24 protein-coding genes and 4 tRNA genes are annotated in these 26,091 nt (G+C 69.8%); 15 read left to right on the top strand and 13 right to left on the bottom strand.

Annotated elements, in window-relative coordinates; translation table 11 throughout:
- Nucleotides 1-43 precede the first annotated feature (43 nt).
- Both AB0G47_RS32745 and AB0G47_RS32740 read left to right on the top strand, forming a co-directional pair.
- Nucleotides 44-118: transfer RNA gene (locus tag AB0G47_RS32745), tRNA-Asp, on the top strand.
- A gap of 137 nt (nt 119-255) precedes the next feature.
- Complete coding sequence (locus AB0G47_RS32740; protein ID WP_360777380.1) at nt 256-444, top strand: DUF6274 family protein; 189 nt, start codon at nt 256-258, stop codon at nt 442-444.
- Between the two features lie 505 nt (nt 445-949).
- Here AB0G47_RS32740 and bldC read toward each other — a convergent pair.
- Together bldC and AB0G47_RS32730 are read right to left on the bottom strand one after the other, a co-directional pair.
- On the bottom strand, nt 950-1,156 hold the full coding sequence (gene bldC / locus AB0G47_RS32735) for a developmental transcriptional regulator BldC (protein ID WP_003949541.1): 207 nt from the start codon (nt 1,154-1,156) through the stop codon (nt 950-952).
- A 514-nt stretch (nt 1,157-1,670) separates the two neighbouring features.
- Nucleotides 1,671-2,513: a hypothetical protein gene (locus AB0G47_RS32730; RefSeq protein ID WP_360777378.1), complete on the bottom strand. Its 843-nt coding sequence runs from the start codon at nt 2,511-2,513 to the stop codon at nt 1,671-1,673.
- 210 nt (nt 2,514-2,723) lie between these two features.
- Between AB0G47_RS32730 and AB0G47_RS32725 the strand changes: the two genes are divergently transcribed.
- Nucleotides 2,724-3,806, top strand: coding sequence for a Glu/Leu/Phe/Val dehydrogenase dimerization domain-containing protein (locus AB0G47_RS32725; protein WP_360777376.1), 1,083 nt, complete (start codon nt 2,724-2,726; stop codon nt 3,804-3,806).
- Between the two features lie 290 nt (nt 3,807-4,096).
- Nucleotides 4,097-4,354, top strand: a complete 258-nt coding sequence (locus tag AB0G47_RS32720; RefSeq protein WP_135332081.1) for a DUF3073 domain-containing protein — start codon at nt 4,097-4,099, stop codon at nt 4,352-4,354.
- 134 nt (nt 4,355-4,488) lie between these two features.
- Here the strand turns inward: AB0G47_RS32720 and purM are convergent, their stop codons facing one another.
- Nucleotides 4,489-5,562 (bottom strand): phosphoribosylformylglycinamidine cyclo-ligase, encoded by a 1,074-nt coding sequence (purM, locus tag AB0G47_RS32715; RefSeq protein WP_360777374.1) that lies wholly within the window; start codon nt 5,560-5,562, stop codon nt 4,489-4,491.
- A 37-nt stretch (nt 5,563-5,599) separates the two neighbouring features.
- Nucleotides 5,600-7,126, bottom strand: a complete 1,527-nt coding sequence (gene purF, locus AB0G47_RS32710) for an amidophosphoribosyltransferase (RefSeq protein WP_135332083.1) — start codon at nt 7,124-7,126, stop codon at nt 5,600-5,602.
- Nucleotides 7,127-7,287: 161 nt separating this feature from the next.
- Between purF and AB0G47_RS32705 the strand changes: the two genes are divergently transcribed.
- The 3 genes from AB0G47_RS32705 to AB0G47_RS32695 all read left to right on the top strand — a co-directional run bounded on the left by AB0G47_RS32705 (nt 7,288) and on the right by AB0G47_RS32695 (nt 10,252).
- On the top strand, nt 7,288-7,389 hold the full coding sequence (locus AB0G47_RS32705; RefSeq protein WP_323178604.1) for a putative leader peptide: 102 nt from the start codon (nt 7,288-7,290) through the stop codon (nt 7,387-7,389).
- A gap of 61 nt (nt 7,390-7,450) precedes the next feature.
- Nucleotides 7,451-8,851, top strand: a complete 1,401-nt coding sequence (locus AB0G47_RS32700) for a sulfatase-like hydrolase/transferase (protein ID WP_360777372.1) — start codon at nt 7,451-7,453, stop codon at nt 8,849-8,851.
- Nucleotides 8,852-9,031: 180 nt separating this feature from the next.
- Entirely contained in the window at nt 9,032-10,252 is a 1,221-nt protein-coding gene (locus AB0G47_RS32695; protein WP_360777370.1) for an LPXTG cell wall anchor domain-containing protein, read from the top strand.
- A 60-nt stretch (nt 10,253-10,312) separates the two neighbouring features.
- On the opposite strand, the gene AB0G47_RS32690 is transcribed toward AB0G47_RS32695, so the two are convergent.
- From AB0G47_RS32690 to purS, 6 genes are all read right to left on the bottom strand, one after another.
- Nucleotides 10,313-11,128 (bottom strand): META domain-containing protein, encoded by an 816-nt coding sequence (locus AB0G47_RS32690; RefSeq protein ID WP_360777369.1) that lies wholly within the window; start codon nt 11,126-11,128, stop codon nt 10,313-10,315.
- A gap of 56 nt (nt 11,129-11,184) precedes the next feature.
- The gene (locus AB0G47_RS32685; protein WP_360777368.1) at nt 11,185-11,976 is read right to left on the bottom strand and encodes a sterol carrier family protein; all 792 of its coding nucleotides are present in this window, start codon (nt 11,974-11,976) and stop codon (nt 11,185-11,187) included.
- A gap of 10 nt (nt 11,977-11,986) precedes the next feature.
- Nucleotides 11,987-12,625: a TetR/AcrR family transcriptional regulator gene (locus tag AB0G47_RS32680; protein ID WP_360777366.1), complete on the bottom strand. Its 639-nt coding sequence runs from the start codon at nt 12,623-12,625 to the stop codon at nt 11,987-11,989.
- A gap of 292 nt (nt 12,626-12,917) precedes the next feature.
- Nucleotides 12,918-15,167 (bottom strand): phosphoribosylformylglycinamidine synthase subunit PurL, encoded by a 2,250-nt coding sequence (purL, locus tag AB0G47_RS32675; RefSeq protein ID WP_360777364.1) that lies wholly within the window; start codon nt 15,165-15,167, stop codon nt 12,918-12,920.
- Nucleotides 15,167-15,847 carry a phosphoribosylformylglycinamidine synthase subunit PurQ gene (purQ, locus tag AB0G47_RS32670; RefSeq protein ID WP_266864772.1) on the bottom strand — a complete coding sequence of 227 codons (681 nt, stop codon included), beginning with the start codon at nt 15,845-15,847 and terminating at the stop codon, nt 15,167-15,169. The genes purL and purQ overlap by 1 nt, the downstream gene beginning before the upstream one ends.
- The gene (gene purS / locus AB0G47_RS32665) at nt 15,844-16,095 is read right to left on the bottom strand and encodes a phosphoribosylformylglycinamidine synthase subunit PurS (RefSeq protein ID WP_135332092.1); all 252 of its coding nucleotides are present in this window, start codon (nt 16,093-16,095) and stop codon (nt 15,844-15,846) included. The genes purQ and purS overlap by 4 nt, the downstream gene beginning before the upstream one ends.
- A gap of 344 nt (nt 16,096-16,439) precedes the next feature.
- Between purS and AB0G47_RS32660 the strand changes: the two genes are divergently transcribed.
- The 8 genes from AB0G47_RS32660 (at nt 16,440) to AB0G47_RS32625 (ending at nt 21,118) form a co-directional block, all read left to right on the top strand.
- On the top strand, nt 16,440-16,757 hold the full coding sequence (locus tag AB0G47_RS32660) for an Lsr2 family protein (RefSeq protein WP_360777362.1): 318 nt from the start codon (nt 16,440-16,442) through the stop codon (nt 16,755-16,757).
- A gap of 146 nt (nt 16,758-16,903) precedes the next feature.
- Nucleotides 16,904-16,975 (top strand) — tRNA-Gly (locus tag AB0G47_RS32655).
- A gap of 79 nt (nt 16,976-17,054) precedes the next feature.
- Nucleotides 17,055-17,130 (top strand) — tRNA-Gly (locus AB0G47_RS32650).
- A 132-nt stretch (nt 17,131-17,262) separates the two neighbouring features.
- The gene (locus tag AB0G47_RS32645; RefSeq protein WP_360777360.1) at nt 17,263-18,246 is read left to right on the top strand and encodes an ABC transporter ATP-binding protein; all 984 of its coding nucleotides are present in this window, start codon (nt 17,263-17,265) and stop codon (nt 18,244-18,246) included.
- Nucleotides 18,243-19,040, top strand: a complete 798-nt coding sequence (locus AB0G47_RS32640; protein WP_360777358.1) for an ABC transporter permease — start codon at nt 18,243-18,245, stop codon at nt 19,038-19,040. The genes AB0G47_RS32645 and AB0G47_RS32640 overlap by 4 nt, the downstream gene beginning before the upstream one ends.
- Before the next feature lie 15 nt (nt 19,041-19,055).
- Nucleotides 19,056-20,414 carry a histidine kinase gene (locus tag AB0G47_RS32635; RefSeq protein ID WP_360777357.1) on the top strand — a complete coding sequence of 453 codons (1,359 nt, stop codon included), beginning with the start codon at nt 19,056-19,058 and terminating at the stop codon, nt 20,412-20,414.
- Nucleotides 20,411-21,019, top strand: coding sequence for a response regulator transcription factor (locus AB0G47_RS32630; protein WP_360777355.1), 609 nt, complete (start codon nt 20,411-20,413; stop codon nt 21,017-21,019). The genes AB0G47_RS32635 and AB0G47_RS32630 overlap by 4 nt, the downstream gene beginning before the upstream one ends.
- Before the next feature lie 23 nt (nt 21,020-21,042).
- Nucleotides 21,043-21,118, top strand: a tRNA-Gly gene (locus AB0G47_RS32625).
- Between the two features lie 46 nt (nt 21,119-21,164).
- Here the strand turns inward: AB0G47_RS32625 and AB0G47_RS32620 are convergent.
- The 3 genes from AB0G47_RS32620 to AB0G47_RS32610 form a co-directional block, all read right to left on the bottom strand.
- Complete coding sequence (locus AB0G47_RS32620; protein WP_360777353.1) at nt 21,165-22,061, bottom strand: phosphoribosylaminoimidazolesuccinocarboxamide synthase; 897 nt, start codon at nt 22,059-22,061, stop codon at nt 21,165-21,167.
- Nucleotides 22,062-22,144: 83 nt separating this feature from the next.
- Nucleotides 22,145-23,632: a N,N-dimethylformamidase beta subunit family domain-containing protein gene (locus tag AB0G47_RS32615; protein ID WP_360777351.1), complete on the bottom strand. Its 1,488-nt coding sequence runs from the start codon at nt 23,630-23,632 to the stop codon at nt 22,145-22,147.
- 309 nt (nt 23,633-23,941) lie between these two features.
- The gene (locus AB0G47_RS32610) at nt 23,942-25,762 is read right to left on the bottom strand and encodes a hypothetical protein (protein ID WP_360777349.1); all 1,821 of its coding nucleotides are present in this window, start codon (nt 25,760-25,762) and stop codon (nt 23,942-23,944) included.
- Nucleotides 25,763-26,091: the final 329 nt, after the last annotated feature.

The raw sequence follows: 26,091 nt of genomic DNA, 5'->3' as shown, positions 1-26,091 counted from the left end.
CTCTTCTCGCAGCGCAACGCAGAAAAAAGCGCCGCAAACGCAAGGTCCTGTGGAGCAGTTTGGAGTGCTCGCCACCCTGTCAAGGTGGAGGCCGCGGGTTCAAATCCCGTCAGGACCGCAGTAAGAGAACGGGCCGTATCCCCTTGGGGATGCGGCCCGTTGTCGTGCCCGCACCTTGACTGCGTCACATTCCGCCGGTACCCCAGACAACAGGGAGCGAGCGGGACGCTCCCCGTAGAGGTACGGAGGTGGCGCATGGCTATGTCCGCACAGCACGAGACGCGCGCCCTGTTGCGCGCCCATCTGGCGGCCGCGACCGGGTACCGCCATCTGACCCGGCACTGCCCGATCTGCCACCGGCTGCAGCGGCTCGCCCTGGAGGCCGCTCCCGCCCCTCAGGGCGGCCGTAAGAGCGGCGAGGACGAAAGTCCCCCCAACGCATGACCAAAGCCGCCCCGCGACCCGCCTCCGCGGTGGGAGGCTGAACTCATGGGCGCGGAACGCGAATCCGGCAGCTCCTCTAGCCCAGAGGCATCATGGGCAACAAGAGTCACGGCGTGTGACGGGTGTCACCGAGGAAGTTTTCAGAACCCCGGAACTTACACCCGTCCTACAACAGGTCAATTTAATATGTGCAATTGCACCACCCCGAGCGGCCCCCGGGCGGCCTCCGCCCAGCCGACCCGTCGGTAGCGCAACGGCACTCCTCAGAGACCAACAAGCCCGCCCACAGGGCCGCTCACCAGCACCTCCAGGGCGCACAAAAAAGATCGCGCTGGACCCGGCGGAGTCCAGCGCGATCGAAACGACTCACCCATGAGGCTCAGGCGTGGGACCCGTTGGGGCGGGACCCGCGTCGCGTGTAGCTAAAAGTCGGACGTTGCGGCCGGATTGGGGGACCCGGCAGCGGTCGTGCTCTTCGTCCTGGTTACTGCGGTTATGCGGTAAATCAGGCCTCGCTGCGCTGCTGCGGGATACCCGCGAGCAGTGCGCGGACCTCAGCCTCGCGGTAACGGCGATGCCCGCCGAGCGTGCGAATCGACGTGAGCTTGCCAGCCTTGGCCCAGCGCGTCACCGTCTTGGGGTCGACGCGGAACATCGTGGCGACCTCAGCCGGGGTCAGCAGCGGCTCGGCATCAGGGGTGCGAGCGGTCATGAGCGGCCTCCTCGGAGAACCGAACCTTCTCGGTTCATTCCTCTAAATTCTGCACCTTGACCCGCGTTGCCCGAAATGGCGGACGCGAGTCGAGTCGGTTATAGGACGAACGGCTTGTCCTCGGCACTACAACTACACCATCCGTCCAGCCACGTCGGCCAAACCGATGGAATTGCCCTCCCAGGTGTCTATCAGCGACGGAAGCCGATGGACCATGCCATAGCGGACAGTCACGCCACAGTGACGATCAGTCACAGAGCGATCAGGAGTCAACAGACCCCCCATAGCGTGCAATGCCGAGTATTCCGCCCATACATGGGCGGAAGGAGCCCTCCCCGGACTCCTTGTCCTATTTTGGCACGAGGGGGGGCGATGGGCGCAAGGCCCCGCTAAGTGCGGTCCGTCACGCTTGAGACATAAGCCCGGATCGGGACCTACGTCCCGTGTAGGCGGCACATAGGGAAGACCATAAGGCCTCAGGGTTCAGGCCTCAGTTCGAGAAGCGCCTCCGGCGTCAGTTCGAGAACTGACGGTCCCGGACCGCGCGCCACCGCTCCATGAGCCTCGCATACGCCTCGCCGGCACCCTCGCCGTCGCCGTTGCGCAGCGCCTCGATCCCCTCCGCCACATCCGCCGCGGAGTGGTCGTCGGCGAGCAGCTCCTCCGACAGGGCGTGCACGAGCCCGCCGTAGTCGAGCTCCACCAGCGAGCGCGGGTGGAACTCCTCCAGCCACCGCCCCACATCCGTGAGCCCGTCGACGAGCGGCCCCTCCTCGATCGTGTCCCGCAGCGTCCGAAGGCCGCGGGCCACCCGCCGCCGCGCCTGCACCATCGGCGTCCGGTAGCGAAGGACGGGCGGCGACTCCGCCGTCCCCTTCTCGTACTGCCGCTCCTCGTCCGCGACGAGCACGAACCAGTTCAGCGGGACCTGCCACCTGGACGTACGGATCCAGGGGCGGGCGTCCGGATTGCGGGCCAGCCACTGTTCGTAGTCCGCGGCCGTCTGGCGGCGCACCACCGGCGGCAGGACCGCGTCGAGGACCGGCACGGGCAGCTGCCCCGGCAGCTCCCCGAGCGCCTGCCAGCCGCGCAGCCGGGTGCGCCACGGGCAGACGCACACCACCCCGTCGGCCTCCACCACGAACGCGTCGCCGCTCTCGTGCACCGGGACCGGGATCGGCGGTGTGGGCAGCAAGTCGGCCAGGGAGCCACGGAGTTCGTCCTGGTACGAGGGGCGGTCCTTGCGACGCGCGTAGCGCTCCCAGCGGCCGCGCTCCGGCTCGGGGAAGGCCGCAAGGGGCTCATAGACGCGCAAGTAGGACGCGTACGGGACGACCAACGAGGACACCTTGGGCACGGCTGCTCCCTCCCCCGCACACCGGCTGGAAAACACTGCAAATCGTGCCATGGCCGAACTCCGCCGTACTCCATCCTGCGCCGGGAGAGGGTGATCCTCGGCACTGCGCGCTCCGGGGCGGTGGACAGGCTCTAGTCTCATGCCCATCGGGCCCCCGCCACCCGCACGGGAGCCCGCCCAACCGCCGCCACTCGACCGGGAGTCACCACAGTGACCGAAGCAGACAACGGCGTCCTGCACACCCTGTTCCACTCGGAGCAGGGGGGCCACGAGCAAGTCGTGCTGTGCCAGGACCGCGCCAGCGGCCTCAAGGCCGTCATCGCCATCCACTCCACCGCCCTGGGCCCCGCCCTCGGCGGCACCCGCTTCTATCCGTACGCGAGCGAGGAAGCCGCCGTCGCGGACGCGCTGAACCTCGCGCGCGGGATGTCGTACAAGAACGCCATGGCCGGGCTCGACCACGGCGGCGGCAAGGCCGTGATCATCGGCGACCCGGACGTCATCAAGAGCGAGGAGCTGCTTCTCGCCTACGGACGCTTCGTGGCCTCGCTCGGCGGCCGCTACGTGACGGCGTGCGACGTCGGTACGTACGTCGCGGACATGGATGTCGTCGCGCGGGAGTGCCGCTGGACGACCGGCCGCTCCCCCGAGAACGGCGGCGCGGGCGACTCCTCCGTGCTCACCGCCTTCGGTGTCTTCCAGGGCATGCGCGCATCCGCGCAGCACCTGTGGGGCGACCCGTCGCTGCGCGGCCGCAGGGTCGGCGTCGCGGGCGTCGGCAAGGTCGGCCACCACCTCGTGGAGCACCTCCTGGCGGACGGCGCGGAGGTCGTGATCACCGATGTGCGCGAGGAGTCCGTACGCCGGATCACCGACAAGCACCCGTCCGTGACGGCCGTCGCCGACACCGAGGCACTGATCCGCTTCGAGGGCCTCGACGTGTACGCCCCGTGCGCGCTCGGTGGCGCCCTGAACGACGACTCCGTGCCGGTGCTCACCGCGAAGGTGGTCTGCGGCGCCGCCAACAACCAGCTCGAGCACCCGGGCGTCGAGAAGGACCTCGCGGACCGCGGGATCCTCTACGCGCCGGACTACGTGGTGAACGCCGGCGGCGTGATCCAGGTCGCGGACGAGCTGCACGGCTTCGACTTCGACCGGTGCAAGGCGAAGGCGTCGAAGATCTTCGACACCACGCTTGCCATATTCGCTCGTGCGAAGGAAGACGGCATTCCGCCGGCCGCCGCGGCCGACAGGATCGCCGAGCAGCGGATGGCGGAGGCCCGCCGCCGCTGACCCCGCAGAGGCTTTGACAGGGCCCCGTCGACGTACCGGCGAGACAAGACTCACCCCCGTCGGCGGGTCGCCCGACAAGAAGAGGTTAAAATCGCAGTTGACCAGCGAGGACGGGGCTCCTCGCGGGTTCTGCGCCGAGGCGCGTCCTGCGGGCGACGTACCGTATGGCCGCAGGAGCAGGTACCGTGGAAGCCCTACGGACCGGCCTCTCTACGGAGAGCCCGTTCCTGATCATGAACGCGTGTCAAGACTCTGGGGTCACCAAGCCCCATATCCGAGGGGGTCGAGCCATGGGGCGCGGCCGGGCAAAGGCCAAGCAGACGAAGGTCGCCCGCCAGCTGAAGTACAGCAGCGGCGGGACTGACCTGTCGCGTCTGGCCAATGAGCTGGGCGCTTCGACTTCGCAACAGCCGCCGAATGGCGAGCCGTTCGAGGACGACGACGAGGAAGACGACCCGTACGCCCAGTACGCGGATCTGTATAACGACGACGAGGACGACGACTCTGCCGACGAGTCCGGTCCTTCGTCGCAGCGCCGCGGCGCTTGACCTCGTTGCAATCGCAGCACTTGCAGCATTCGCAGTTCTCATAGCAACTGCACTTCACCCGGTCCGGGGTGGTCATCACGCCGGACCGGGTTTTGTGCTGCCCTGAGGGCGGTCCGGAGACCGCCCTCGACGGCTTACTTTGCGTAGTCACCGATCAGGGCCGCGCCCGTGGTGTGCTCGCCGCGCTCGGTGATCTCACCGGCGATCCAGGCGTCCACGCCACGGTCCGCGAGGGTCGTCAGGGCCGCGTCCGCCGATTCCTCGGGGACGATCGCCATCATGCCGACGCCCATGTTCAGCGTCTTCTCCAGCTCGAGGCGCTCGACCTGGCCCGCCTTGCCGACCACGTCGAAGACCGCGCCGGGCGTCCAGGTCTCGCGGTCGACGATCGCGTGCAGGCCGTCCGGGATGACCCGGGCGAGGTTCGCCGCGAGGCCGCCGCCGGTGATGTGGCTGAACGCGTGGACGTCCGTGGTGCGGGTGAGCGCCAGGCAGTCCAGGGAGTAGATCTTGGTGGGCTCCAGGAGCTCCTCGCCGAGCGTGCGGCCGAACTCCTCGACCTTCCGGTCCAGGGTCCAGCCCGCGCGGTCGAAGACCACGTGACGGACGAGCGAGTACCCGTTCGAGTGAAGACCCGATGCGGCCATGGCGATGACCGCGTCACCCTTACGGATGCGATCGGGGCCGAGCAGCCTGTCGGCCTCCACGGCGCCCGTGCCGGCGCCCGCGACGTCGAAGTCGTCCGGGCCGAGCAGGCCAGGGTGCTCCGCCGTCTCGCCGCCCACGAGGGAGCAGCCGGCGAGGACACAGCCCTCGGCGATGCCCTTCACGATGGCCGCGACGCGCTCCGGGTGGACCTTGCCGACGCAGATGTAGTCGGTCATGAAGAGCGGCTCGGCGCCGCACACGACGATGTCGTCCATGACCATGGCGACGAGGTCGTGGCCGATGGTGTCGTACACGCCGAGCTGCCGTGCGATGTCCACCTTCGTGCCGACGCCGTCGGTCGCGGAGGCGAGCAGCGGGCGCTCGAAGCGCTTGAGGGCGGAGGCGTCGAAGAGCCCGGCGAAGCCGCCGAGGCCGCCGAGGCCCGCGACCTCGGGGCGCTGGGTCTTCTTGACCCATTCCTTCATGAGCTCGACGGCGCGGTCGCCCGCCTCGATGTCTACGCCTGCGGCTGCGTAGCTGGCACCAGTGGTCTCAGGCATGGTGATTGAGAGCTTTCGTGTCGTTACTACGGGTGGCTTACGGGCGACGGATCGCGTCGGCCGCTGCCGTGGACGCCGGACCGGCGGCCAGCTCCGTCTCCAGAAGCTGCTTGCCGAGCAGCTCGGGGTCGGGCAGGTCCATCGGGTACTCGCCGTCGAAGCAGGCGCGGCAGAGGTTCGGCTTGTCGATGGTCGTGGCCTCGATCATGCCGTCGATGGAGATGTACGAGAGCGAGTCGGCGCCCATGGAGGTGGCGATCTCGTCGATCGTCATGCCGTTGGCGATGAGCTCGGCGCGGGTCGCGAAGTCGATGCCGAAGAAGCAGGGCCACTTCACGGGCGGGGACGAGATCCGGATGTGGATCTCGGCGGCCCCGGCCTCGCGGAGCATCTTGACCAGGGCGCGCTGGGTGTTGCCGCGGACGATCGAGTCGTCGACGACGACAAGACGCTTGCCCTTGATGACTTCCTTGAGGGGGTTCAGCTTGAGACGGATGCCGAGCTGGCGGATCGTCTGCGAGGGCTGGATGAAGGTCCGGCCGACATAGGCGTTCTTGACCAGACCCGCGCCGAAGGGGATGCCGGAGGCTTCCGCGTAACCGATCGCGGCGGGCGTTCCGGACTCCGGGGTCGCTATGACGAGGTCGGCCTCGACGGGAGCTTCCTTGGCGAGTTTTCGACCCATCTCGACGCGTGAGAGGTAGACGTTCCGGCCGGCGATGTCCGTGTCGGGGCGCGCCAGATAGACGTACTCGAAGACACAGCCCTTGGGCTTCGCTTCCGCGAATCGAGACGTTCGCAGTCCGTTCTCGTCGATCGCGATGAACTCGCCGGGCTCGACCTCGCGGACGAAGCTGGCGCCGCAGATGTCGAGTGCCGCGGACTCCGACGCGACGACCCAGCCGCGCTCCAGGCGGCCGAGGACCAGCGGGCGGATGCCCTGCGGGTCGCGGGCCGCGTACAGCGTGTGCTCGTCCATGAAGACGAGGGAGAAGGCGCCCTGTACGTCAGGGAGGACCTTCATGGCGGCGTCTTCGATGGTCAGCGGCTTGCCGTCGTCGTCCACCTGGCCCGCGAGGAGAGCCGTCACCAGGTCGGTGTCGTTGGTCGCCGCGACCTGGGTCGCGCGGCCGTTCTCCTTGGGCAGCTCGGCGACCAGCTCGGCGAGCTGGGCCGTGTTGACGAGGTTGCCGTTGTGCCCGAGCGCGATGGAGCCGTGCGCGGTGGCACGGAACGTCGGCTGGGCGTTCTCCCAGACGGAGGCCCCGGTGGTCGAGTAGCGGGCGTGACCGACCGCGATATGACCCTGGAGCGAGCTGAGAGAGGTTTCGTCGAAGACCTGGGAAACGAGCCCCATGTCCTTGAAGACGAGGATCTGGGAGCCGTTGCTGACCGCGATTCCCGCGGATTCCTGGCCCCGATGCTGGAGGGCGTAGAGCCCGAAGTACGTGAGCTTTGCGACCTCTTCGCCCGGAGCCCAGACACCGAAGACGCCACAAGCGTCCTGGGGGCCTTTCTCGCCGGGGAGCAGATCGTGATTGAGTCGACCGTCACCACGTGGCACGACACCGAGTGTAGGCGAGATCGACCACTGGTCCGAATTGGGGATACGGGCCCTCTACGGAGCGTTAACACGGTGACTGTGCGCACCTGAGTACTAAGTCCGTGTGAACAGGCGACGGGCAGCGTTGACAGGGGCCCGGGCGCCCGTGAGGCTCCTGATCCATGCCCCAGCAGCCCCTCGGTGACCCGACGGTCACCCTTGTGGAGCGCCGCCACGTCGACCTGGTCCGTGTCGCGAGCGCCATCTGTCGCCGCGCCGCCTGAAGCCGCCTTTCCTTCCCTTCTTCGGGGCCCCTGTGCGGGGCCTCTCTTCAGGAGCGCAGCCATGTCTTCGTACGACCAGTCCGCTCTGTCCCGGCGCGCCTTCGGGGGCGCGGTGGGAGCCGGTGCCGCCGCCGCGGTGGGGCTGCCCGCCGTGGCCGAGGCGCGCGAGCGGCCCTTCCGTGCGGCCCGGCGCCCCGGCGGCAAGCGGCCGAACATCCTGTTCATCCTCGGCGACGACCTGGGGTGGGCGGATCTCTCCTCCTACGGGTCACCGCACATCAAGACGCCGAACCTGGACCGCCTCGCGCGCCAGGGCGTGCGGTTCACCGATGCCTACTCCGGGTCCGCGACCTGCTCACCGACCCGGTTCAGCCTCTACACGGGGCGCTTTCCGGGGCGTACGAAGGGTGGGCTCGCGGAGCCGATAGCGGACAAGTCCGTCGGGCTCGACCCGACGCATCCCACGCTGGCGTCGCTGCTGCGGGATGCCGGATACGCGACGGCGCTGATCGGGAAGTGGCACTGCGGGTATCTGCCCGACTACTCGCCCACCAGGTCGGGCTGGGACGAGTTCTTCGGGAACTTCGGCGGGGCCCTGGAGTACTACTCCAAGCTGGGGCTCGGCGGTGAGTACGACCTCTACGAGGGAGATGCCGAGTACAAGGACCTGCGCTACTACACGCGGATCCTGACCGAGCGGGCGAGCGAGTACGTCCTGCGGGACCACGGGGACAAGCCCTGGCTGCTCAATCTGAACTTCACCACCCCGCACTGGCCCTGGATCGCGGACGGCGACGAGGAGCAGAGCGCCGAGATCGTACGGAGGATCAAGGCGGGCGAGAAGGGTGCGCTCTGGCACCAGGACGGTGGCTCCGTCGAGAAGTACACGGAGATGGTGCAGGACCTGGACCGGTCGATCGGTGAGGTCCTGAAGGCGCTGAAGAAGTCCGGGCAGGAGCGGGACACGCTCGTCTTCTTCGCCTCCGACAACGGCGGTGAGCGCTTCTCGTACAACTGGCCCCTCTCGGGCAACAAGGCATCGCTCCAGGAGGGCGGAATCCGCGTGCCGACCATCGTGCGGTGGCCCGCGCGGCTCGACGGCGGGCAGGTCAGCCATGAGCCGGTGTTCACGCCCGACTGGACGGCGACGCTCCTGGAGATCGGCGGGGCGCGGCCGAACCCCGCGTACGAGCTGGACGGGACCAGCCTCGCGCCCTATCTCCTGAAGGGCGAGGAGCTCGCCGAGCGTGAGCTGTTCTGGCGGGTGCGTGGCGAGCGGGCGCTGCGGCGCGGGGAGTGGAAGTACTACCGGGGCAAGGGCGGCAAGGACCAGCTGTTCAACCTTGCCGCGGATCAGCGGGAGCAGGCCGACCGGGCGCCCGGCGAGCCGAAGCTGCTCGCCGAGCTGAAGGCGGCGTGGGAGCGGACGAATGCGGGGCTGCTGCCGTACCCCACTGCCTGAGTCGTTCTCGTACCCCGCTGCCTGAGCCGTTCTCGTACCCCGCTGCCTGAACTGAGCCTTAAGCGCGGCCTAAGAACCCTTCCCGGGGGTTCGCGCGGGCCGATGTGATCGCTAGCGTGCCTCGCGCGCGCCCCAGTTGATCTACAGGTCCCGCGCGAACCCCCACTCGGAAGGTCCCCCATGAAGCCGTCCCCGCGCCTCTGCCTCATACCGGCCGCCGTGGCCGCCGTCCTGACCGCAGCCGCCGCTCCCGCCACCGCCGCCGACGAGCCGGAGCGGCGCGTACAGGTCGCCATGGTGAACTTCACGGACAGCCGGATCCCGGACGCGGGGAAGCTCGAAACCGCCCTGAAGGACAACTACTTCGGGGCGTCCGGCTCCCTCACCTCGTACTACAACGAGGTCACGGGCGGTGCGACCACCTTCAAGGCCGCCGAGGGCGACGGCGTCACCGGTCCCGTCGACATCGATCTCGCGGCCACCGGCTGCGACACCGGCAAGATCAACGAACTGACGCGGAAGGCCCTCGCCGCGCAGGGCGTCGCCGAGGACAGCTACGACCATCTGTCGCTCGTCTTCCCCTCGGAGAAGGCCGGCTGCGACTGGCTCGCGCTCGGCACCGTCGGCGGCGGCACCACCTGGATGCCGATCGGCGCCGACGGCAAGATGTCGATGACCGCCCTGGTCCACGAGTTCGGGCACAACTTCGGCTACAGCCACCACATGCGGCTCCGCTGCCCCGAAGGTGACCTCGGGGCGGGCTGCAAGGAGGACGGCACCAGCCACAAGACCCCGATGGGCGGCGGCGGTTGGGAGGCCGGGCTCACCTCGCCCGAGCTGCTGCACAACAAGTGGCTTTCGGGTGGCGAGGTCGCCAAGGTCGGCAAGTCGGGTACGTACACGCTGCGTTCGTTGTACGGAAGCGGAAGCGGGGTCCGGGCGCTCGACATCCCGCTGGGCGACGACCGCCTGGTCGTGGAGCTGCGGCACGAGTCCGGCACGGTCGACGGCGAGATCCAGGGCGTGCACGCCTACCGGGTGCCGGGCGGCGACTACGCCAAGTCCGCTCTCCTGGACCCGACTTCGGACGCCGATGAGTCCACCGGAGGCGACGCGCCTGCCGATGCGGACGCCCTGAAGGCGGGGACGACGCTGACGGACAAGACGCGAAAGGTGAAGGTCGAGGTCGTGAAGGCGGGGGCGGAGTCGGCGACGGTGGCGGTGAGCCTGAACGGGGTGGCGTCGCCGGCAGCCCCCAACGACGCCCGCCCCGAAGGGGGTTCCACCAAGCTCGCCGAGACCGGCGGCAACGCGGACACCACCCTCGCCTACTCCATCGGCGGCGCACTGCTTCTCGCGTCAGGCGGCGCGTTCCTACTGAAATCCCGCCGCCGCAGCTAAGCGCCCCAAAGGGGCGCGGGGAACTGCGCGACCAGCCACGACGGCGCCGCAGCCGACAAACTACTTCGTCTTCAGGTCGGCATTCGCGCTGATGACCGTGCCGTCGGCGGCAGTGAGCGTCAGACCCCGGTGCGTCAGCCGGTAACTCACCTTGCCGTCAAAGAGCTTGAGCAGCTTCTTCTCGGTCTCGGCGGCAGGCCCCTCGCACATCATCCGGGTGCTCCGCGGCGTGCCCAGGGTGATCTCGTCGCCCCGCACATCGGCCTTGGCCGAGACGGTGTTGCAGCCGAGGTTGCCGCGGACGGTGCCGTCCTTGCCGAAGGTCAGATGGGCCTTGCCGTCCACCTCCTTCGGCAGGGAGGTCGTCACCTTGCCGTCGCCGAGGGCGTTCACGGTCCACTTGGTGCCCGTCAGCGGGGCGTCGGGCTCCGATGTGAAGGCCACGCGGTCCCCCTTCTCGGTGGTGAGCGTCAGCTTGTCCCCGTCGGCCTCGGCCTTCAGCGCGCCGTTGCCGAGGGTGCGTGTGAGCGTCTCCTCGAAGTCCAGCTTGTCGCAGCCCATGTCGGTCGACGTGGCATTGCCGAAGTCGACCTTGTCGCCGTCGACGGAGACGTCCGCGGAGAAGCCGTTGCAGCCGTAGTTGCCCTTGGCCTTCCCCTTGTCGTCGATCGTGACGTAGGTGCCGCCCGGGGCCTGCTGTTTCTTGCCGTCCACCGTGAGGCTCTCGACGCTCCAGTGCACTCCGGTGATGGGCAGCTCGGACGCGACGGAACCGTCGCCCTTGCCGTTGCCCGATCCGGTCTCGGTGCCGCACGCGGTGAGCAGCCCCGCGGCGGCGAGAGCTATGGCGGTGGTGGTCAGTCGCGTCTTCTGCATGCCGCTGTGACGGGACAAGTGGGGGTTCTGGTTCCCCCCGCCCTCCCGGGCCCCGGCTAGCTCATGACCGGCAGCAGCCCCGCCAGGTCCGCGCGCTCCCCGCTCGCGCTGACCTTCGCCTCGTCGAGCGCCGACTTCCAGTCCGTGCGCCCGGTCGCCAGGCGGATCCAGGTCAGCGGGTCGGTCTCGACGACGTTCGGCGGGGTGCCGCGGGTGTGCCGGGGCCCCTGCACGCACTGAACCACGGCGAACGGCGGCACCCTGACCTCGACGGCGCCGCCGGGGGCCTTCACCGCGAGGGCGTCGGCGAGCAGCCGGGTGCAGGCGGCAAGGGCCTGACGTTCGTACGCGACGTCGAGGCCCGGCACGGCGTCGTTCAGGTCGTCGGTGTGGACGATCAGTTCGACGGTGCGGGTGACCAGGAAGTCGTCGAGGGTCATCGCGCCGAACCGGGTCGGCGTCAGACGGCCGGCGGCGACCCCGTCCAGTGCCTCGTCATAGGCGGTCAGGGTCCGCGCGTACAGCTCACCGAGGTCCTGCGCGGCGAAGGCCCGCGACGCCTCGTCGACCTGGGCGGCGGCCGAGGCGGTCGCGAACGGCCAGTCCAGCAGGGCCACTTCGCGCGCCGGGGGCTCCGGCATGGCGAGGAACCTGCTGACCGCGCCGAGCGCCATGGTGATGTGCGCGGCGAGCTCGCGGACGGTCCAGTCGCCGAGCCGGGTCGGCAGGGCGAGCTGCCCGGGCTCCAGGGCGGCGACCGCTTCCCGTACGTTCCCGAACTGGGCGCGCACGGCGGTGCGGATCTTGGCGGGGTCGTACGTACGCGTGCGCTTCTTGGCCGGTGGCATGGGGCCGAGCCTAATGCGGTCCCGGGTAGCCCTGGAGACCCTTTTCGACCTGCTCGAAGGCGCGCTCGGCATAGGCGGCGCAGTCCTCGGCGATCGTGTCGAGCGGATCGCCTTCGAGGGTGCGGCGGTGGTTCTCCATGATGAGCGCGTTGCGGGCGCCGAGCAGCTGCGCGGCGGCGACCCGCGCGAGGAAGGGGTCGCCCGTCTCCTCGGCGAGCGCGTCCTCGAGGAGCTGCAGGGCGCGCATGTGGAAGACGACCATGCGGTGCGCCAACGTCGGTGTATCGCCGATCAGTTGGCGTACCTTCATGGCGCGCGGGTCACCACTGAGGCCGACCGCCGGGTCGCGCGCGGCGACCTGCTCGAGGAACGCCTCGCGCAGCGCCGTGACCGCGGAGTCGCCGGGCCTGCGCTCGCGCACCGCGCGGGCGGCGTCGCCGACGTGCTCCTCCATGGGGCTGACGATGACGCCTTCCTTGGTGCCGAAGTAGTTGAAGACGGTCATCTTCGACACCTCGGCCGCCTCGGCGATCTCCGCCACGGAGACATGGTCGAAACCGCGCTCGGAGCAGAGGTCCACCGCCGCCCGCCAGATCCGCGACGCGGTCTGCCTCTTCTTGCGCTCGCGCAGCCCGAGCTCCTCAGTCATGCAGGTCACGGTACCGGGACGGCTTCCTCCCCCACCGTGAACGTCTCGCGGTCGGCGGGCACTCCGACGCCCCGCCAGCGGCACCACCCGCCCGGCAGGAACCTCGTATCGGCCGCGCCCCGTGGTGTGCAGCCAGCCCGCGCCGGTCAGTTGACGCAGGTGGTGGTAGATCTGACCGGTCGTGCCGGCGTCCGGGAGCGCGGCCAGCTCGGCGGTAGTGCAAGCCCAATCTCCGGAAACGCCGAAGCCCCCGCCCGGACCAGGTCCGAACGGGGGGCTTCGAGCGGAAACGTCAGGCGAAGAGCCCCGGCAGGGTCCCCTCGTGCGCCTCGCGGATCTCGGCCAGGGAGAGGGTGAACTCGCCCTGTACGTCCACGGCGTCACCGTCGACCACACCGATACGCGTCACGGGAAGGCCCCGCGCCCCGCACATGTCGGTGAAGCGCAGCTCCTCGCTCCGCGGCACGGAGACGACCGCGCGCCCGGCCGATTCGCTGAACAGGAGGGTGAACGCGTCGAGACCGTCCGGGACGATCAGGCGCGCGCCCTTCCCGCCCCGCAGGCAGGACTCGGCGACGGCCTGCGCGAGACCGCCGTCGGACAGGTCGTGCGCGGCGTCGATCATGCCGTCGCGCGAGGCCGAGATCAGGATCTCGGCGAGCAGCCGCTCGCGCTCCAGGTCCACCTTCGGGGGCAGGCCGCCGAGGTGGTCGTGGACGACCTGCGACCAGGCCGAGCCGCCGAACTCCTCGGAGGTGTCACCGAGCAGGTAGAGCAGCTGACCCTCTTCGGCGAAGGCGATCGGAGTGCGCCGTGCGACGTCGTCGATCACACCGAGGACGGAGACGACCGGCGTCGGGTGGATCGCCGCCTCGCCCGTCTGGTTGTAGAGCGATACGTTGCCGCCGGTCACCGGGGTGCCCAGGATCTGGCAGGCGTCGGCGAGGCCACGGGTGGTCTCGGCGAACTGCCACATGACGTCCGGGTCCTCGGGCGAACCGAAGTTCAGACAGTCCGAGACGGCGAGCGGCCGGGCGCCCGTCGCGGCGACGTTGCGGTACGCCTCCGACAGGGCGAGCTGCGCGCCCGCATACGGGTCGAGCTTCGAGTAGCGGCCGTTGCCGTCGTTGGCGAGGGCGACACCGAGGCCGGTCTCCTCGTCGATGCGGACCATGCCGGAGTCCTCGGGCTGCGCGAGCACCGTGTTGCCCTGCACGAAACGGTCGTACTGATCCGTCACCCACGCCTTGGAGGCCTGGTTCGGCGACGCGACGACCGCGAGGACCTGCTCGCGCAGTTCGTCCGAAGTCGCCGGCCGAGCCAGCTTGTTGGCGTCGTCCGCCTGGAGGGCGTCCTGCCAGGACGGGCGGGCGTAGGGACGCTCGTAGACCGGACCGTCGTGGGCGACGGTGCGCGGGTCGAGGTCGACGATCTTCTCGCCGTGCCAGAAGATCTCAAGCCGGTCGCCGTCGGTCACTTCACCGACGACCGTCGCGATGACGTCCCACTTCTCGCAGATCGCGAGGAAGCGCTCGACCTTCTCCGGCTCGACGACCGCGCACATCCGCTCCTGCGACTCACTCATGAGGATCTCCTCGGGAGTGAGCGTGGAGTCGCGAAGCGGTACGTCGTCGAGCTCGACGCGCATGCCGCCGGAGCCGTTGGACGCCAACTCCGAGGTCGCGCAGGAGAGTCCGGCGGCGCCCAGGTCCTGAATACCCACGACCAGCTTCTCGGCGAAGGCCTCCAGGGTGCACTCGATGAGGAGCTTCTCCTGGAAGGGGTCGCCGACCTGGACGGCGGGACGCTTCGACGGCTTGGTGTCGTCGAAGGTCTCGGAGGCCAGGATCGAGGCGCCGCCGATGCCGTCGCCGCCGGTGCGGGCCCCGTAGAGGATGACCTTGTTGCCGGGTCCTGACGCCTTCGCGAGGTGGATGTCCTCGTGCCGCATCACGCCGATCGCACCGGCGTTGACCAGCGGATTGCCCTGATAGCAGGCGTCGAAGACGAGCTCGCCGCCGATGTTGGGCAGGCCCAGGCAGTTGCCGTAGCCCCCGATGCCCGCGACGACACCGGGGAGCACGCGCTTGGTGTCGGGGTGGTGGGCATCGCCCATCCGCAGCGGGTCGACGACCGCGACCGGGCGCGCGCCCATCGCGATGATGTCGCGGACGATGCCGCCGACACCGGTGGCCGCGCCCTGGTAGGGCTCGACGTACGAGGGGTGGTTGTGCGACTCGACCTTGAAGGTGACCGCGTAGCCGTTGCCGACGTCGACGACACCGGCGTTCTCTCCGATGCCGACGAGCATCGCGTCGTTCTCGGGGGCCTTCTCGCCGAACTGGCGCAGGTGCACCTTGCTGCTCTTGTACGAGCAGTGCTCGGACCACATGACGGAGTACATGGCGAGCTCGGCGCCGGTGGGACGGCGGCCCAGGATCTCGCGTACGCGCGCGTACTCGTCTTCCTTCAGGCCCAGTTCGGCCCAGGGCAGCTTGACCTCGGGGGTCTCGGCGGCGTGCTTGACGGTGTCCAGAGTCATCAGACGTTGACCAGCTTCTTCAGGATCGAGGTGAAGAATCCCAGGCCGTCGGTGCGGCCGGTCCCGATCAGCGGCTCGACCGCGTGCTCGGGGTGCGGCATGAGGCCGACGACGTTTCCCGCGGCGTTGGAGACACCGGCGATGTCCCGCAGCGAACCGTTCGGGTTCACGTCGAGGTAGCGGAAGACGACCCGCCCCTCGGCCTCGAGCATGTCCAGGGTCCGCTCATCGGCGACGTACCGTCCGTCGATGTTCTTCAGCGGTACGGAGATCTCCTGGCCGGCGTCATAGTCGGCGGTCCAGGCGGTGTCGGCCGTCTCCACGCGCAGCTTCTGGTCGCGGCAGATGAAGTGCAGGTGGTTGTTCTTCAGCATCGCGCCGGGGAGCAGGTGGGACTCGGTGAGCACCTGGAAGCCGTTGCAGATGCCGAGGACCGGCATCCCGGCCTTTGCCTGCTCGATGACCGACTCCATGACGGGCGAAAACCGTGAAATGGCCCCGGCCCGCAGATAGTCGCCGTACGAGAATCCGCCGGGGAGCACCACGGCGTCGACCTGCTTGAGGTCCTTGTCCCGGTGCCAGAGCGGCACGGCTTCGGCGCCGGCGACCCGGACGGCGCGCTGGGTGTCGCGGTCGTCGAGGGTTCCGGGGAAAGTGACGACTCCGATTCGAGCAGTCACTTCTCTTCCTCCACCTTTACGAAGAAGTCTTCGATCACGGTGTTGGCGAGGAAGGTTTCCGCCATCTCGTGGATACGGGCGAGGGCCGCGTCATCGACGGGCCCGTCCACCTCGAGTTCGAAGCGCTTTCCCTGACGTACGTCGGCGATCCCCTTGAATCCGAGGCGCGGCAGTGCACGCTGCACCGCCTGGCCCTGGGGGTCGAGGATCTCCGGCTTGAGCATGACGTCGACTACGACGCGTGCCACTGGCACTCCCGGTGTGTGGTGCTGGCTGAGCGGTCCCTTCAGACTACCTGCACAAAAATTCTACTCGCGTAGATTCGTAGAAACCTACGTGAGGACGGTCACGTTCCCACACCCATCCATGTATCGAACGGGGCACCTTCGCGAAAAATCCAGGAAAAGATCACGCATCGGCATTGCTCCCGGACACGCGGGGGGATTTAGTCGGGCTTCACAATGCAATGCCGGGCACTGTACAAAGGAAATGGCATTAGCCGATGCTTTGCACATAACAGTGCCCCTAACAGCCGGACAGTCGGCATCACCGCACGTCAACGCGGCGAGGCCGCACGAAGGGACCGATATTCGTGGCGCAGCGTGTCGTGGTCACTCTCTCTGACGACATCGACGGCGGGGAAGCGGCGGAAACCATCGCTTTCGGTCTTGACGGCAAGTCGTACGAGATCGACCTCAATCAAACCAATGCCAAGAAACTGCGCACGGCGCTCGCCCCGTACCTCGACGCCGCCCGCAAGCAGTCGAAGTCCGGCAAGGCCTTCCGGCACACGGCGGTGACGCCGGACCCGGCGGCCGTCCGCGCCTGGGCACGCTCGCACCAGATGGATGTGCCGCCGCGCGGCCGCATCCCGAAGAAGGTCTACGAGGCGTTCGAGGCGGCCAACTGAGCCTTGGCCCGCGGCCGCGCCGACCTGGACCGACAGCCGGCCAGGAGGGCCCCTCGGCAACCGACTTGACCTGCACCCCCGCCGGTCGGCTAAAGTCTGGAGCACGCCGAGGGGCAAGGCCGAAAGGCCGAACCACACGGAGTCTTGCGGGTGTAGTTCAGTAGTAGAACATCCCCCTTCCAGGGGGAAGGCGCAGTGTGCAATTCCTGTCACCCGCTCTGCATCGCCGATCAGGCACCCTTCTGGGTGCGGTAGGCTGGTGCTCGCACCGATCAGTGAAAGCTGGTCGGAGGCAATGCGAACGTAGCTCAGTTGGTAGAGCGCAACCTTGCCAAGGTTGAGGTCGCGAGTTCGAACCTCGTCGTTCGCTCCATTGAAGAAGGCCCCGGTCATCGCGACCGGGGCCTTCTTCGTGTCTCAGGGCTGCCGGGCTTCTGACATTTGTCATGCGAGCCGGTGACAGCGTGCACTGCTCCGGCCCTCACGGCCGGGGGACGCTTTTCCCATGACCAAGACTGACCAAGTGATCGACGTGACCGATCTTCGGCGCGTGTACGGGGGCGGTTTCGAGGCGGTCCGGGGGGTGTCGTTCTCCGTCGGACGCGGCGAGCTCTTCGCGCTGCTCGGGACCAACGGGGCGGGCAAGACCTCCACCGTCGAACTCCTCGAAGGGCTCGCCGCACCCGCCGGGGGGCGGGTGCGGGTGCTCGGGCACGACCCCTACGCAGAGCGCGGCGCCGTGCGGCACCGGATCGGCGTGATGCTCCAGGAGGGCGGCTTTCCCTCCGAGCTGACGGTCGGGGAGACCGTACGGATGTGGGCGGCGTGCACCAGTGGGGCGCGGCCGGCCGATGAGGCCCTGGAGATCGTGGGGCTCGGCAAGCGGTCCGGCGTCCGCGTGAAGATGCTGTCCGGGGGTGAGAAGCGGCGGCTCGATCTGGCGACGGCGCTCATCGGGCAGCCCGATGTGCTCTTCCTCGACGAGCCCACGACCGGGCTCGACGCCGAAGGGCGCCGCGAGACCTGGGAGTTGGTGCGGGCCCTGCGTGACAACGGCACGACCGTGCTGCTCACCACGCACTACCTCGAAGAGGCCGAGAACCTCGCCGACCGGCTCGCGATCCTGCACGAGGGGCGGATCGCGGCCGAGGGGCGGGTCGCCGACGTGGTGGCCGCGCAGCCGTCGCACGTGTCCTTCGAGCTGCCCGACGGGTACTTCGTCGGGGATCTGCCGCCGCTCGGCGAACTCGGCGTGAGCGGGCACGAGGTGACCGGCGGGCGGGTCCGGCTGCGGACGCACGAGCTGCAGCGGGCCGCCACGGGTCTCCTTGTGTGGGCGCGGGAAGCCCAGGTGGAGCTGCGGGGGCTCGATGTGCGGGCGGCCTCGCTGGAGGAGGCGTTCCTGCGGATCGCGCGGGATGCCGAGGGTGGCGCAGGTGCGGGTGTGGCTGCTGGTGCGGCTGCGGCGGAGAAGGAGACGGTGGCATGAGTGCGGTGACGGTGAGCAGGACCACCGCTTTGACGACCCCCGCGCGGCGGATGCGGGCGCTCGCGCGGGCCGAGCTGACGTTGCTCGGGCGCACCAAGGGCACCTTGTTCGCGGCGCTGTTCGTGCCGCTCGTGATGCCGTTCAGCCTGCACCAGGCCGCGGACGGCATGGACCTGAAGGGCGCAGGGCTCTCGGTCGGGTCCGTCGTCGTGCCCGGCGCCATCGGCGTCTCCGTGCTCTTCGCCGTCTACACGACGCTGACCACCGTCTTCGCGGCCCGCCGCGAGGAACTGGTGCTCAAGCGGCTGCGCACCGGGGAGCTGCGGGACGCGGAGATCCTCGCGGGGGCCGCGCTTCCCTCGGTCACCATCGGCCTGACGCAGTCCGCTGTCCTGGCGGTCGGCTGTGTCGCGCTGCTCGACGCGGGGGCGCCGAGCGCGCCCCATCTCGCTGTCATCGGCGTACTCCTTGGCCTGGTGATGTTCGCCGCCCTCGCCGCGGTCACCGCCAGTCTCAGCAGGTCCGTGGAGTCGGCGCAGGTGATGTCCATGCCGCTGGCGTTCACGTCGATGTTCGCTTCAGGGCTCCTCATCCCCTTCGAGGTCATGCCCGACAAGCTCGCATCGGTCTGCGAGCTGCTGCCGCTCAGTCCGGTGATCACGCTGGTGCGGGGCGGCTGGACGGGGAATCTCTCCGGGTACGAGACGCTGGGCGCCGTCGCCACGGCGGTGGCCTGGACCGTGGTCTCGGTGTTTGCTGTACGACGGTGGTTCCGCTGGGAACCGCGGCGTTAGAGGGAGTGGTCAGGCGTGGTCGGGCGGATTCGCGGGCTGCAGCGCGGCTGGCACGAGCGGAGCAAGATCGAGAAGGTCGAGTTCCAGAGCATGACCATGTGGCACGTCATGCCCTGGCTCTTCTTCTTCAGCTGGGGGTCCGTGCCGCTGGGCGTGAGCCTGCGGCAGGAGCCTCTCCCGCTCGTCCTCGGCTGCACGCTGATCGGCCTGGCCGTGGTGCAGTGCGTGCACGTCAACCGCACGCTGGCGCGCTCCCTCGACCACTACTTGAACCGCGCGGAACCACCGCGCCGCGACCTTGCCGTGTCGCTCGCGCTCATGGTCACGGTGCTCGGCCTCACGCTCGCCCTGCAGGCCGCGGACGGGGCCAAGGAAGGGATGCTCACCTTCCCCACGATGTTCGCGGTGATGCCCTACGGGCAGTCGCTGGCCTTCGCCGTACCGATCCGCACCTTCCTCATCCGGTTCGCCGTGATCGGCGCCGCGATGGTGGCCGGGTTCGCCGCGGTCGGCGTCCATGACGGGCGGCTGATCGGCACGGCCCTGGTGATCGTCTTCGGCGCGCTGGTCTCGCTGCTGTCCTCGCGCTGCGGCGCCTGGACGCTCTCCGTGATGTGGGAGGCCGACCGGTCCCGCGAGGTCGAGGCGCGGCTCGCGGTGGCCGAGGAGCGGCTGCGGTTCGGGCGGGATCTGCATGACGTGATGGGGCGCAATCTCGCGGTCATCGCCCTGAAGAGCGAGCTTGCCGTGCAGCTTGCGCGGCGGGGGCGGGCCGAGGCGGTCGACCAGATGGTCGAGGTGCAGCGGATCGCGCGGGAGTCGCAGCGGGAGGTGCGGGAAGTGGTGCGGGGGTATCGGGAGGTCGACCTGGCGGTCGAACTCGCCGGTGCGCAGGGGGTGCTTGAAGCCGCGGGCATCGATTGCCGGGTGGCGGGATCCCCTGCGGGGTTGCCTGCCGCGGTGCAGTCCGCCTTCGGGTGGGTGGTTCGGGAGGCGGCGACGAATGTGCTGCGGCATGGTGACGCGGGGCGTTGCGACATCGCCTTGGCGGTGACTGGTGAGCGTACGACTCTGACCGTCGAGAACGATGGTGCGCCTGAAGGTGGGCCGGAGCGGGCGGGGTCTGGGCTCGCCGGGCTTCGGGAGCGGTTGGCCGTGGTGGACGGGGTGCTGGACTTCGCGTCCGGCGGGGGGAAGTTTCGGTTGTCCGCGGAGGTTCCTCTGCCTGGTTCATCGGGCCCGGAGGCTGAAGCTGTGCCCGCCCTTCCCCAAGCTCTCGACTCCGCTCGAGCAGGGGAGACCCCACTCGCCCTGCGGAACGCCTGCCCACAGCATGAGCAGCCCGAGCAAGAGTGGGCGGAGGTTGCTCGGTGAGTGTGCGGGTTTTGCTTGCCGATGATGAGCACCTCATCCGGGGCGCTCTCGCCGCTCTGCTGGGGCTTGAGGATGATCTTGCGGTGGTCGCCGAGGCCGCCACCGGGCCCGAAGCGCTTGCCATGGCGCGGGCGCACCGGCCCGATGTCGCCGTGCTCGATCTGCAGATGCCGGGCGCCGACGGTGTGAGTGTCGCCACATCGCTGCGGGACGAACTGCCGTACTGCCGCACCATGATCGTGACGAGTCATGGCAGACCGGGGCATCTCAAGCGGGCGCTCGCGGTGGGCGTGCGGGGCTTTGTGCCGAAGACCGTCAGCGCGCAGCGGCTCGCCGAGATCATCCGGACCGTGCACGCCGGAAACCGCTACGTGGACCCGGAGTTGGCCGCCGACGCGATCTCCGCGGGAGACTCCCCGCTGACCGTCCGCGAGGCCGAAGTACTCGAACTCGCCGCCGACGGGGCGCCCGTCGCGGAGATCGCCGAGCGGGCCGCGCTGTCCCAGGGGACCGTCCGGAACTACCTCTCGTCCGCCGCCACCAAGATCGGGGCGGAGAATCGTCATGCCGCGGTGCGTCTCGCACGCGAGCGAGGTTGGGTATAGTTGGCTTCGCGCTTCGGCGCAGTGCGGACGTAGCTCAGTTGGTAGAGCGCAACCTTGCCAAGGTTGAGGTCGCCAGTTCGAACCTGGTCGTCCGCTCCAGATGAAAGGCCCCGGTCAATCGACCGGGGCCTTCTTCGTACGCCGACTACCAGGCCGTGCCCGTCAGACGCTCGTACGCCTCGATGTACTTGGCGCGCGTGGCGTCCACCACGTCCTGCGGGAGCGGGGGCGGCGGCTGCTCGCTCTTGCGGTCCCAGCCGGAGGCCGGCGAGGTCAGCCAGTCACGGACGAACTGTTTGTCGAACGACGGCTGCGCGCGGCCCGGCTGCCACTCGTCCGCGGGCCAGAAGCGGGACGAGTCCGGGGTGAGGACCTCGTCCGCGATGATCAACTGCTCGCCCTCGAAGCCGAACTCGAACTTCGTGTCCGCGAGGATGACGCCCCGCTCGCGGGCGATGTCACGGGCCCGGCCGTAGACCGCGAGGGTCGCCTGGCGGAGCTGGACCGCCGTTTCCGCGCCCACCTGGCGCGCCACTTCCTCGTAACTGACGTTCTCGTCGTGCTCGCCGACCTCCGCCTTCGTGGCGGGCGTGAAGATCGGCGCGGGCAGCTCGGAGCCGTCGCTCAGGCCGTCGGGCAGCGCGAGGCCGCAGACGGTGCGCGATGCGTTGTACTCGACCAGACCCGAGCCGGTCAGATAGCCGCGGGCCACGCACTCGACCGGGACCATCTGCAGGGACTTGCAGACCGTGGTGCGGCCCTCCCAGTCGGCGGGGGCGCCGGCCGGGACGTCGGTGGAGATGACGTGGTTGGGGATGAGATCGGCGAGCTGATCGAACCACCACAGGGAGAGCTGGGTGAGAACCCTGCCCTTGTCGGGGATCTCCGTGGGCAGCACCCAGTCGTAGGCGGACATGCGGTCGCTCGCGACCATCACGAGGTCGCCCGCCTCGTTCCGGTACAGGTCGCGCACCTTGCCGGTGTGCACATGCACCAGGCCCGGGACCTCGACAGGCTCGGGCTTTTCTACGAATCCGGACACGGTTCCTCCCCGTGGTTCTGGCCAAGTGCTCTCGATTCTCCCGTATGGGGGGACCGCTTTTAGCCAGGGGATGTCGGTGGGCGTCAGTCCCGCTTGCAGATGCGGTCCAGGAGGTTGGCCGTGGCGCGCTGGACGCGGGTGTCCACATGGCCGGGGCGGTCGAGCGCCGGGGACCAGGCGAAGGTGCCGGACGCGAAGACCAGGGCGCCCGACGGGGCACGGTAGAGGGACGACTCCTGGTGGCGGGTGGCGCCCTCGCTGTCCTCGTACGGGGAGTGGGCCAGGAGGATGCGGCCCTGGTGCTCGGGCAGGGCGGTGCGCGGGAAGTAGCGGTCGGCCTCGCCCGCGACCAGACCCTCGATCTCGTCGCCCTCGTGCGCGCCCGTCGCCTCCCACAGCCAGTGGTCGGCATTGCGTACGACGAGGGGGGCGGGGTCCGGGACGCGGCCCGCGTACTGGATGCCGAGCAGCTCCTGCTCCGCCTTGTCCTGCTCGCGCCAGAGGGCGGGCCTGCCGGGGCCGTGGCGCTTGCGGCAGGTGAGCAGGCGGTCCTCGACGCCGGACGGGGAAGGGCCCAACTCCACCTGCCAGTACATGGTGTTGGCGGAGAGGAAGACGAGGGACGTGCCGTGCTCGCGGGCCAGCTCCGTGGTGCGGCGCATGTTCGACGACCAGTACTCGTCGTGGCCCGGGAAGACCAGGCCTCGGTAGCGGGTCGGGTCGATGCGGCCCGCGTGCAGGTCGCGGGTGTCGGCGTACGCGAGGTCGTAGCCGTACCGCTCGGCCCAGCGGATGAAGTCGTAGGCGTGGCCCACGTGCAGGGGCAGGCCCGCGCCCGCGTATGGGCGGTCGAAGGAGACCGTGTGGGCGGCCTCGCTCTCGCCGAGGAGCCGGCCCTTGTCGTCCCATGCGTGATAGAGGCTCGCGCCCGTGCGGCCGTCCTCCGGATAGAGGTTGTACGCCTGCCAGGTGATGTCCGGGAGGAGGAGCAGCAGGTCGGCCGGGTGGCTGTCGCGGACCGTGAAGGGGACGTGCGAGCGGTAGCCGTCGACGGTGGTGAGGACCGCCACGTACGCCCCGATGTTCCAGTAACTCGGGATCTGCAGACGCCAGGAGAGCCACCAGTGGTGGCAGGAGACCGTGCGGTCGGCGGTGAGCGGGGGCGGCTGGACGATGCCGGAGAGGCGCGGACTCGTGGTGATCTTCGATGCCCCGTCCCCGCCGTAGTGCCCGATGCGGTAGATGTCGACGCTGAACTGCTGGGGCGGGTCCACCGTCACGTGGAAGTCGATCGCCTCGCCGGGGGCCGCGGCGCCGGTGGAGGTGAAGCCCTTGATCTGGCCGTGCACGTCGTCGGCGGTGCGGGGCCCGTTGGTACGGGTGCGGGGTGCGGGGATGTTGCGCGCGCCGGGGGCCGGGGCGTGGTCGAGGTACCAGGGGACGACCTGGCCCGTGTCGTCGAAGTAGTGCTCGGCGCCCCGGAGCCAGGGGAGCGGGCCCTGGCCGAAGGGGTCGGTCACGGCGTGCGCCAACGCGCCCGATTCCCACCTGCGGATCTGCTCCGACCCCATGTGTGTACCCCTCCCTCACTCCCCCGGGATTGCGCTGCGCTGTGCCGTCCGTTGCCCCCGTGCGGTGTTGCCTCTGACATGTCCGGTCCGGCGGTCGGTCCCAGCACATCACATTACGCACGCACTCCGTCACCGTTCGTCGCTAATCGACGAGAACGGAAGAGATCCTTCCGGGCGGGGTGGGGGATTGCTACCGGGTCGCCGGGGCGGGCTCGGGCTCGGGTCGCGGTCGAGCCGGGGTCGGACCGGGGTCGAGCCAGAGTCGGGCTCGGGCCGGTGTTCGTGCTCGTCCTCGTCCTCGTCCTCGGCTCAGACGAGCCGCACCGGCTTCTCCGGGCGGACGCCAAGCCGGGCGAGCCAGCCCTTCAGGGGGATCGGGTCGCCGTCCTCCACCAGGCTCAGGACGTGCGGCGTCAGGTCCGCCGCCCGCTCGCCGTCAACCAGCAGGGAGGGGCCGTCCAGCCAATCGAGTCCGGGCGCCGCACCCGCCGTGTCCACGGCCGCACAGCAGACCAGCGCCGTCACGTGGTCGGCGAGCAACTCCCGGCCCGTGCGAACTGGTTGGAGCGGGAAGAGCGGCAGCATGCCGTCGTCCCACAGCGCGTCGTCCGGGCCCTGTCCCGCCGGGGCGGGGCGTGGCGGGGCCGCGGCTTCCTCGCGGGCCAGCTCGGCGGTGAGCCCTGCGGCCAGGAGCCCGCCGCGGCTTTCGGGGGCCACTTCGTCGTCGGGGGCGACTCTGTCCTCGGGGGCGAGAGCGAGGTCGTCCGCCGGGTTGACGGACGCGGCTGGGGCGGATGTGTCCGTGCCGGGCTCCATGGCCTCGGTGTCCGGCGCCGTCAGGTGGTCGAGGACCCGGCCCAGGGTGGGGCCCTTGGCGTCGCGGGCCGTCGGGTCCGTGGCGTGGCCCACGCCCAGGGAGTCGAGGACCCGGTGGATGCGGGCGGCGTCCGTACGCCATTTGCGGTCGACGACCTCGTCCGGATACTCCTGCCAGGCCACCGGCGCCCAGCCAGGACCCGGCTCGGCGGGCCCGCCGTGGAAGAGGCGGGCGGCAAGGAGAGACGCCGCCTCGTCCACCGAGCCCGGCTCCTCCAGGAGATCGCAGGCGGGGCGCTCGCCCAGGCGGGACGCGAAGCCCTCGGCGAGGCGGTCCCTGCGGGACAGCTCGGTGAGGGCGGAGACCACGCCCGCGTCGAGCCGTGACGGCCAGCGGCCCATCCGCCAGGCGGGCAGCGCGACCTTGGTCAGGAGGCGGTCCCACCCGGCGTACGCCAGGCCGACCTGCTCCTGGGCGACGATCCGCACGCCGTAGTCCACGGCCTGGGCGCGCTCGGCGGCCGCTGCCGCGACGCCCCGCTCCATCTCGCCCGCGTGCCCCCGGCAGCTGCGCAGGAGCAGCCGGGCCACCCAGCCGACACCGCCGAGGACTGTGCGCGTGAGCGGGCCTCGACCGGGTGCGGAGGTGACCGCGACCGCCGCGTCGAGCCCGCGCACGAAGCGCCGGGCCGCGGCTATGTCGGGGTGCGCCGAGGGTCCCGTACCGGCCACGACCGGGGCGAGGACCGCGCGCAGCTCACCGACCCGCATCCACCACAGGAAGGGGGAGCCGATGACGAGCACCGGGGCCGCGGGGGGCTGGCGGCGCGGGGCGGGCCGCCCGTCCCGTACGCCGTTGCTCTCGGCGACCGGCGGCGGCGAGGCTTCCGCGGGTGGGCCGTGCGCGGGGTGGGTGCGGTCCTCGAGCCAGCTGTCACAGTCGGGGGTGAGCGCTATCGCCGACGGCGCCGGGACGTCCAGGCGGTCGGCCAGATCCCGCACCAGGCGGTACAGATCGGGGGCCGAGCCCTCGGTGATCGGGACCGTCGGGCTGACGGCGGGCCTGGCGCGGGCGACGACGAGCGCGATGCCCGCCGCGGCGAACAGCACGACGGCGGCGACGGCCGTCACGATGGAGCGCGCCACGTCCCAACTCCCGCCGGTGACATGGCCCGTGGCCCCGCCCGCGAGCAGCACGACGGCGACGGCCGCGGGCAGCAGTGCGACGGCAAGGGCCCTGCTGCGGATGCGCAGCACGGCGAGCGCCTGGGAACGCGCGGACTGCACGCCCACTTCCACACCCGTACCTGACACGACCTACGTCACCCCCTGCTGCCTGGTCCGCCTGCTGCCCCGCCGCCGGTGGGGACCGGTGCCGAGGGGCGGACGGCAGCCGCCGATGGATTTGCTCACTCCCCCACTGTGGCACCCGCCACTGACATCGCAATGCCGGTGGTCTGTTTGGCTCTGGGCACCTGAACCGCTTGCGCCGCACCCTAGTTGGGGTGCCGGGCATCGTCAGCCGGATGGGCCAGCGGTCACTCGATGGAATGGCTTTGGGTAAAGGTGGATGACGCTGAGGCCCCGGATCGAGTGTCGGATCCAGGGCCTGTGAGCTGTTCGCGGGTGGTGCTGTGATCTGT

It is taken from the genome of Streptomyces sp. NPDC021622, from assembly GCF_040640795.1.
Taxonomy (GTDB): domain Bacteria; phylum Actinomycetota; class Actinomycetes; order Streptomycetales; family Streptomycetaceae; genus Streptomyces.
This window is presented reverse-complemented; position numbering and strand designations above follow the sequence as displayed.

Coding starts and splice junctions, on each gene's coding strand:
- AB0G47_RS32705 (WP_323178604.1), top strand. CDS start 7,288: ATGCCCCAGCAGCCCCTCGGTGACCCGACGGTCACCCTTGTGGAGCGC.
- AB0G47_RS32700 (WP_360777372.1), top strand. CDS start 7,451: ATGTCTTCGTACGACCAGTCCGCTCTGTCCCGGCGCGCCTTCGGGGGC.
- AB0G47_RS32690 (WP_360777369.1), bottom strand. CDS start 11,128: ATGCAGAAGACGCGACTGACCACCACCGCCATAGCTCTCGCCGCCGCG.
- purL (WP_360777364.1), bottom strand. CDS start 15,167: ATGACTCTGGACACCGTCAAGCACGCCGCCGAGACCCCCGAGGTCAAG.
- AB0G47_RS32685 (WP_360777368.1), bottom strand. CDS start 11,976: ATGCCACCGGCCAAGAAGCGCACGCGTACGTACGACCCCGCCAAGATC.
- bldC (WP_003949541.1), bottom strand. CDS start 1,156: ATGACCGCTCGCACCCCTGATGCCGAGCCGCTGCTGACCCCGGCTGAG.
- AB0G47_RS32695 (WP_360777370.1), top strand. CDS start 9,032: ATGAAGCCGTCCCCGCGCCTCTGCCTCATACCGGCCGCCGTGGCCGCC.
- AB0G47_RS32720 (WP_135332081.1), top strand. CDS start 4,097: ATGGGGCGCGGCCGGGCAAAGGCCAAGCAGACGAAGGTCGCCCGCCAG.
- AB0G47_RS32645 (WP_360777360.1), top strand. CDS start 17,263: ATGACCAAGACTGACCAAGTGATCGACGTGACCGATCTTCGGCGCGTG.
- AB0G47_RS32640 (WP_360777358.1), top strand. CDS start 18,243: ATGAGTGCGGTGACGGTGAGCAGGACCACCGCTTTGACGACCCCCGCG.
- AB0G47_RS32680 (WP_360777366.1), bottom strand. CDS start 12,625: ATGACTGAGGAGCTCGGGCTGCGCGAGCGCAAGAAGAGGCAGACCGCG.
- AB0G47_RS32615 (WP_360777351.1), bottom strand. CDS start 23,632: ATGGGGTCGGAGCAGATCCGCAGGTGGGAATCGGGCGCGTTGGCGCAC.
- AB0G47_RS32740 (WP_360777380.1), top strand. CDS start 256: ATGGCTATGTCCGCACAGCACGAGACGCGCGCCCTGTTGCGCGCCCAT.
- purM (WP_360777374.1), bottom strand. CDS start 5,562: ATGCCTGAGACCACTGGTGCCAGCTACGCAGCCGCAGGCGTAGACATC.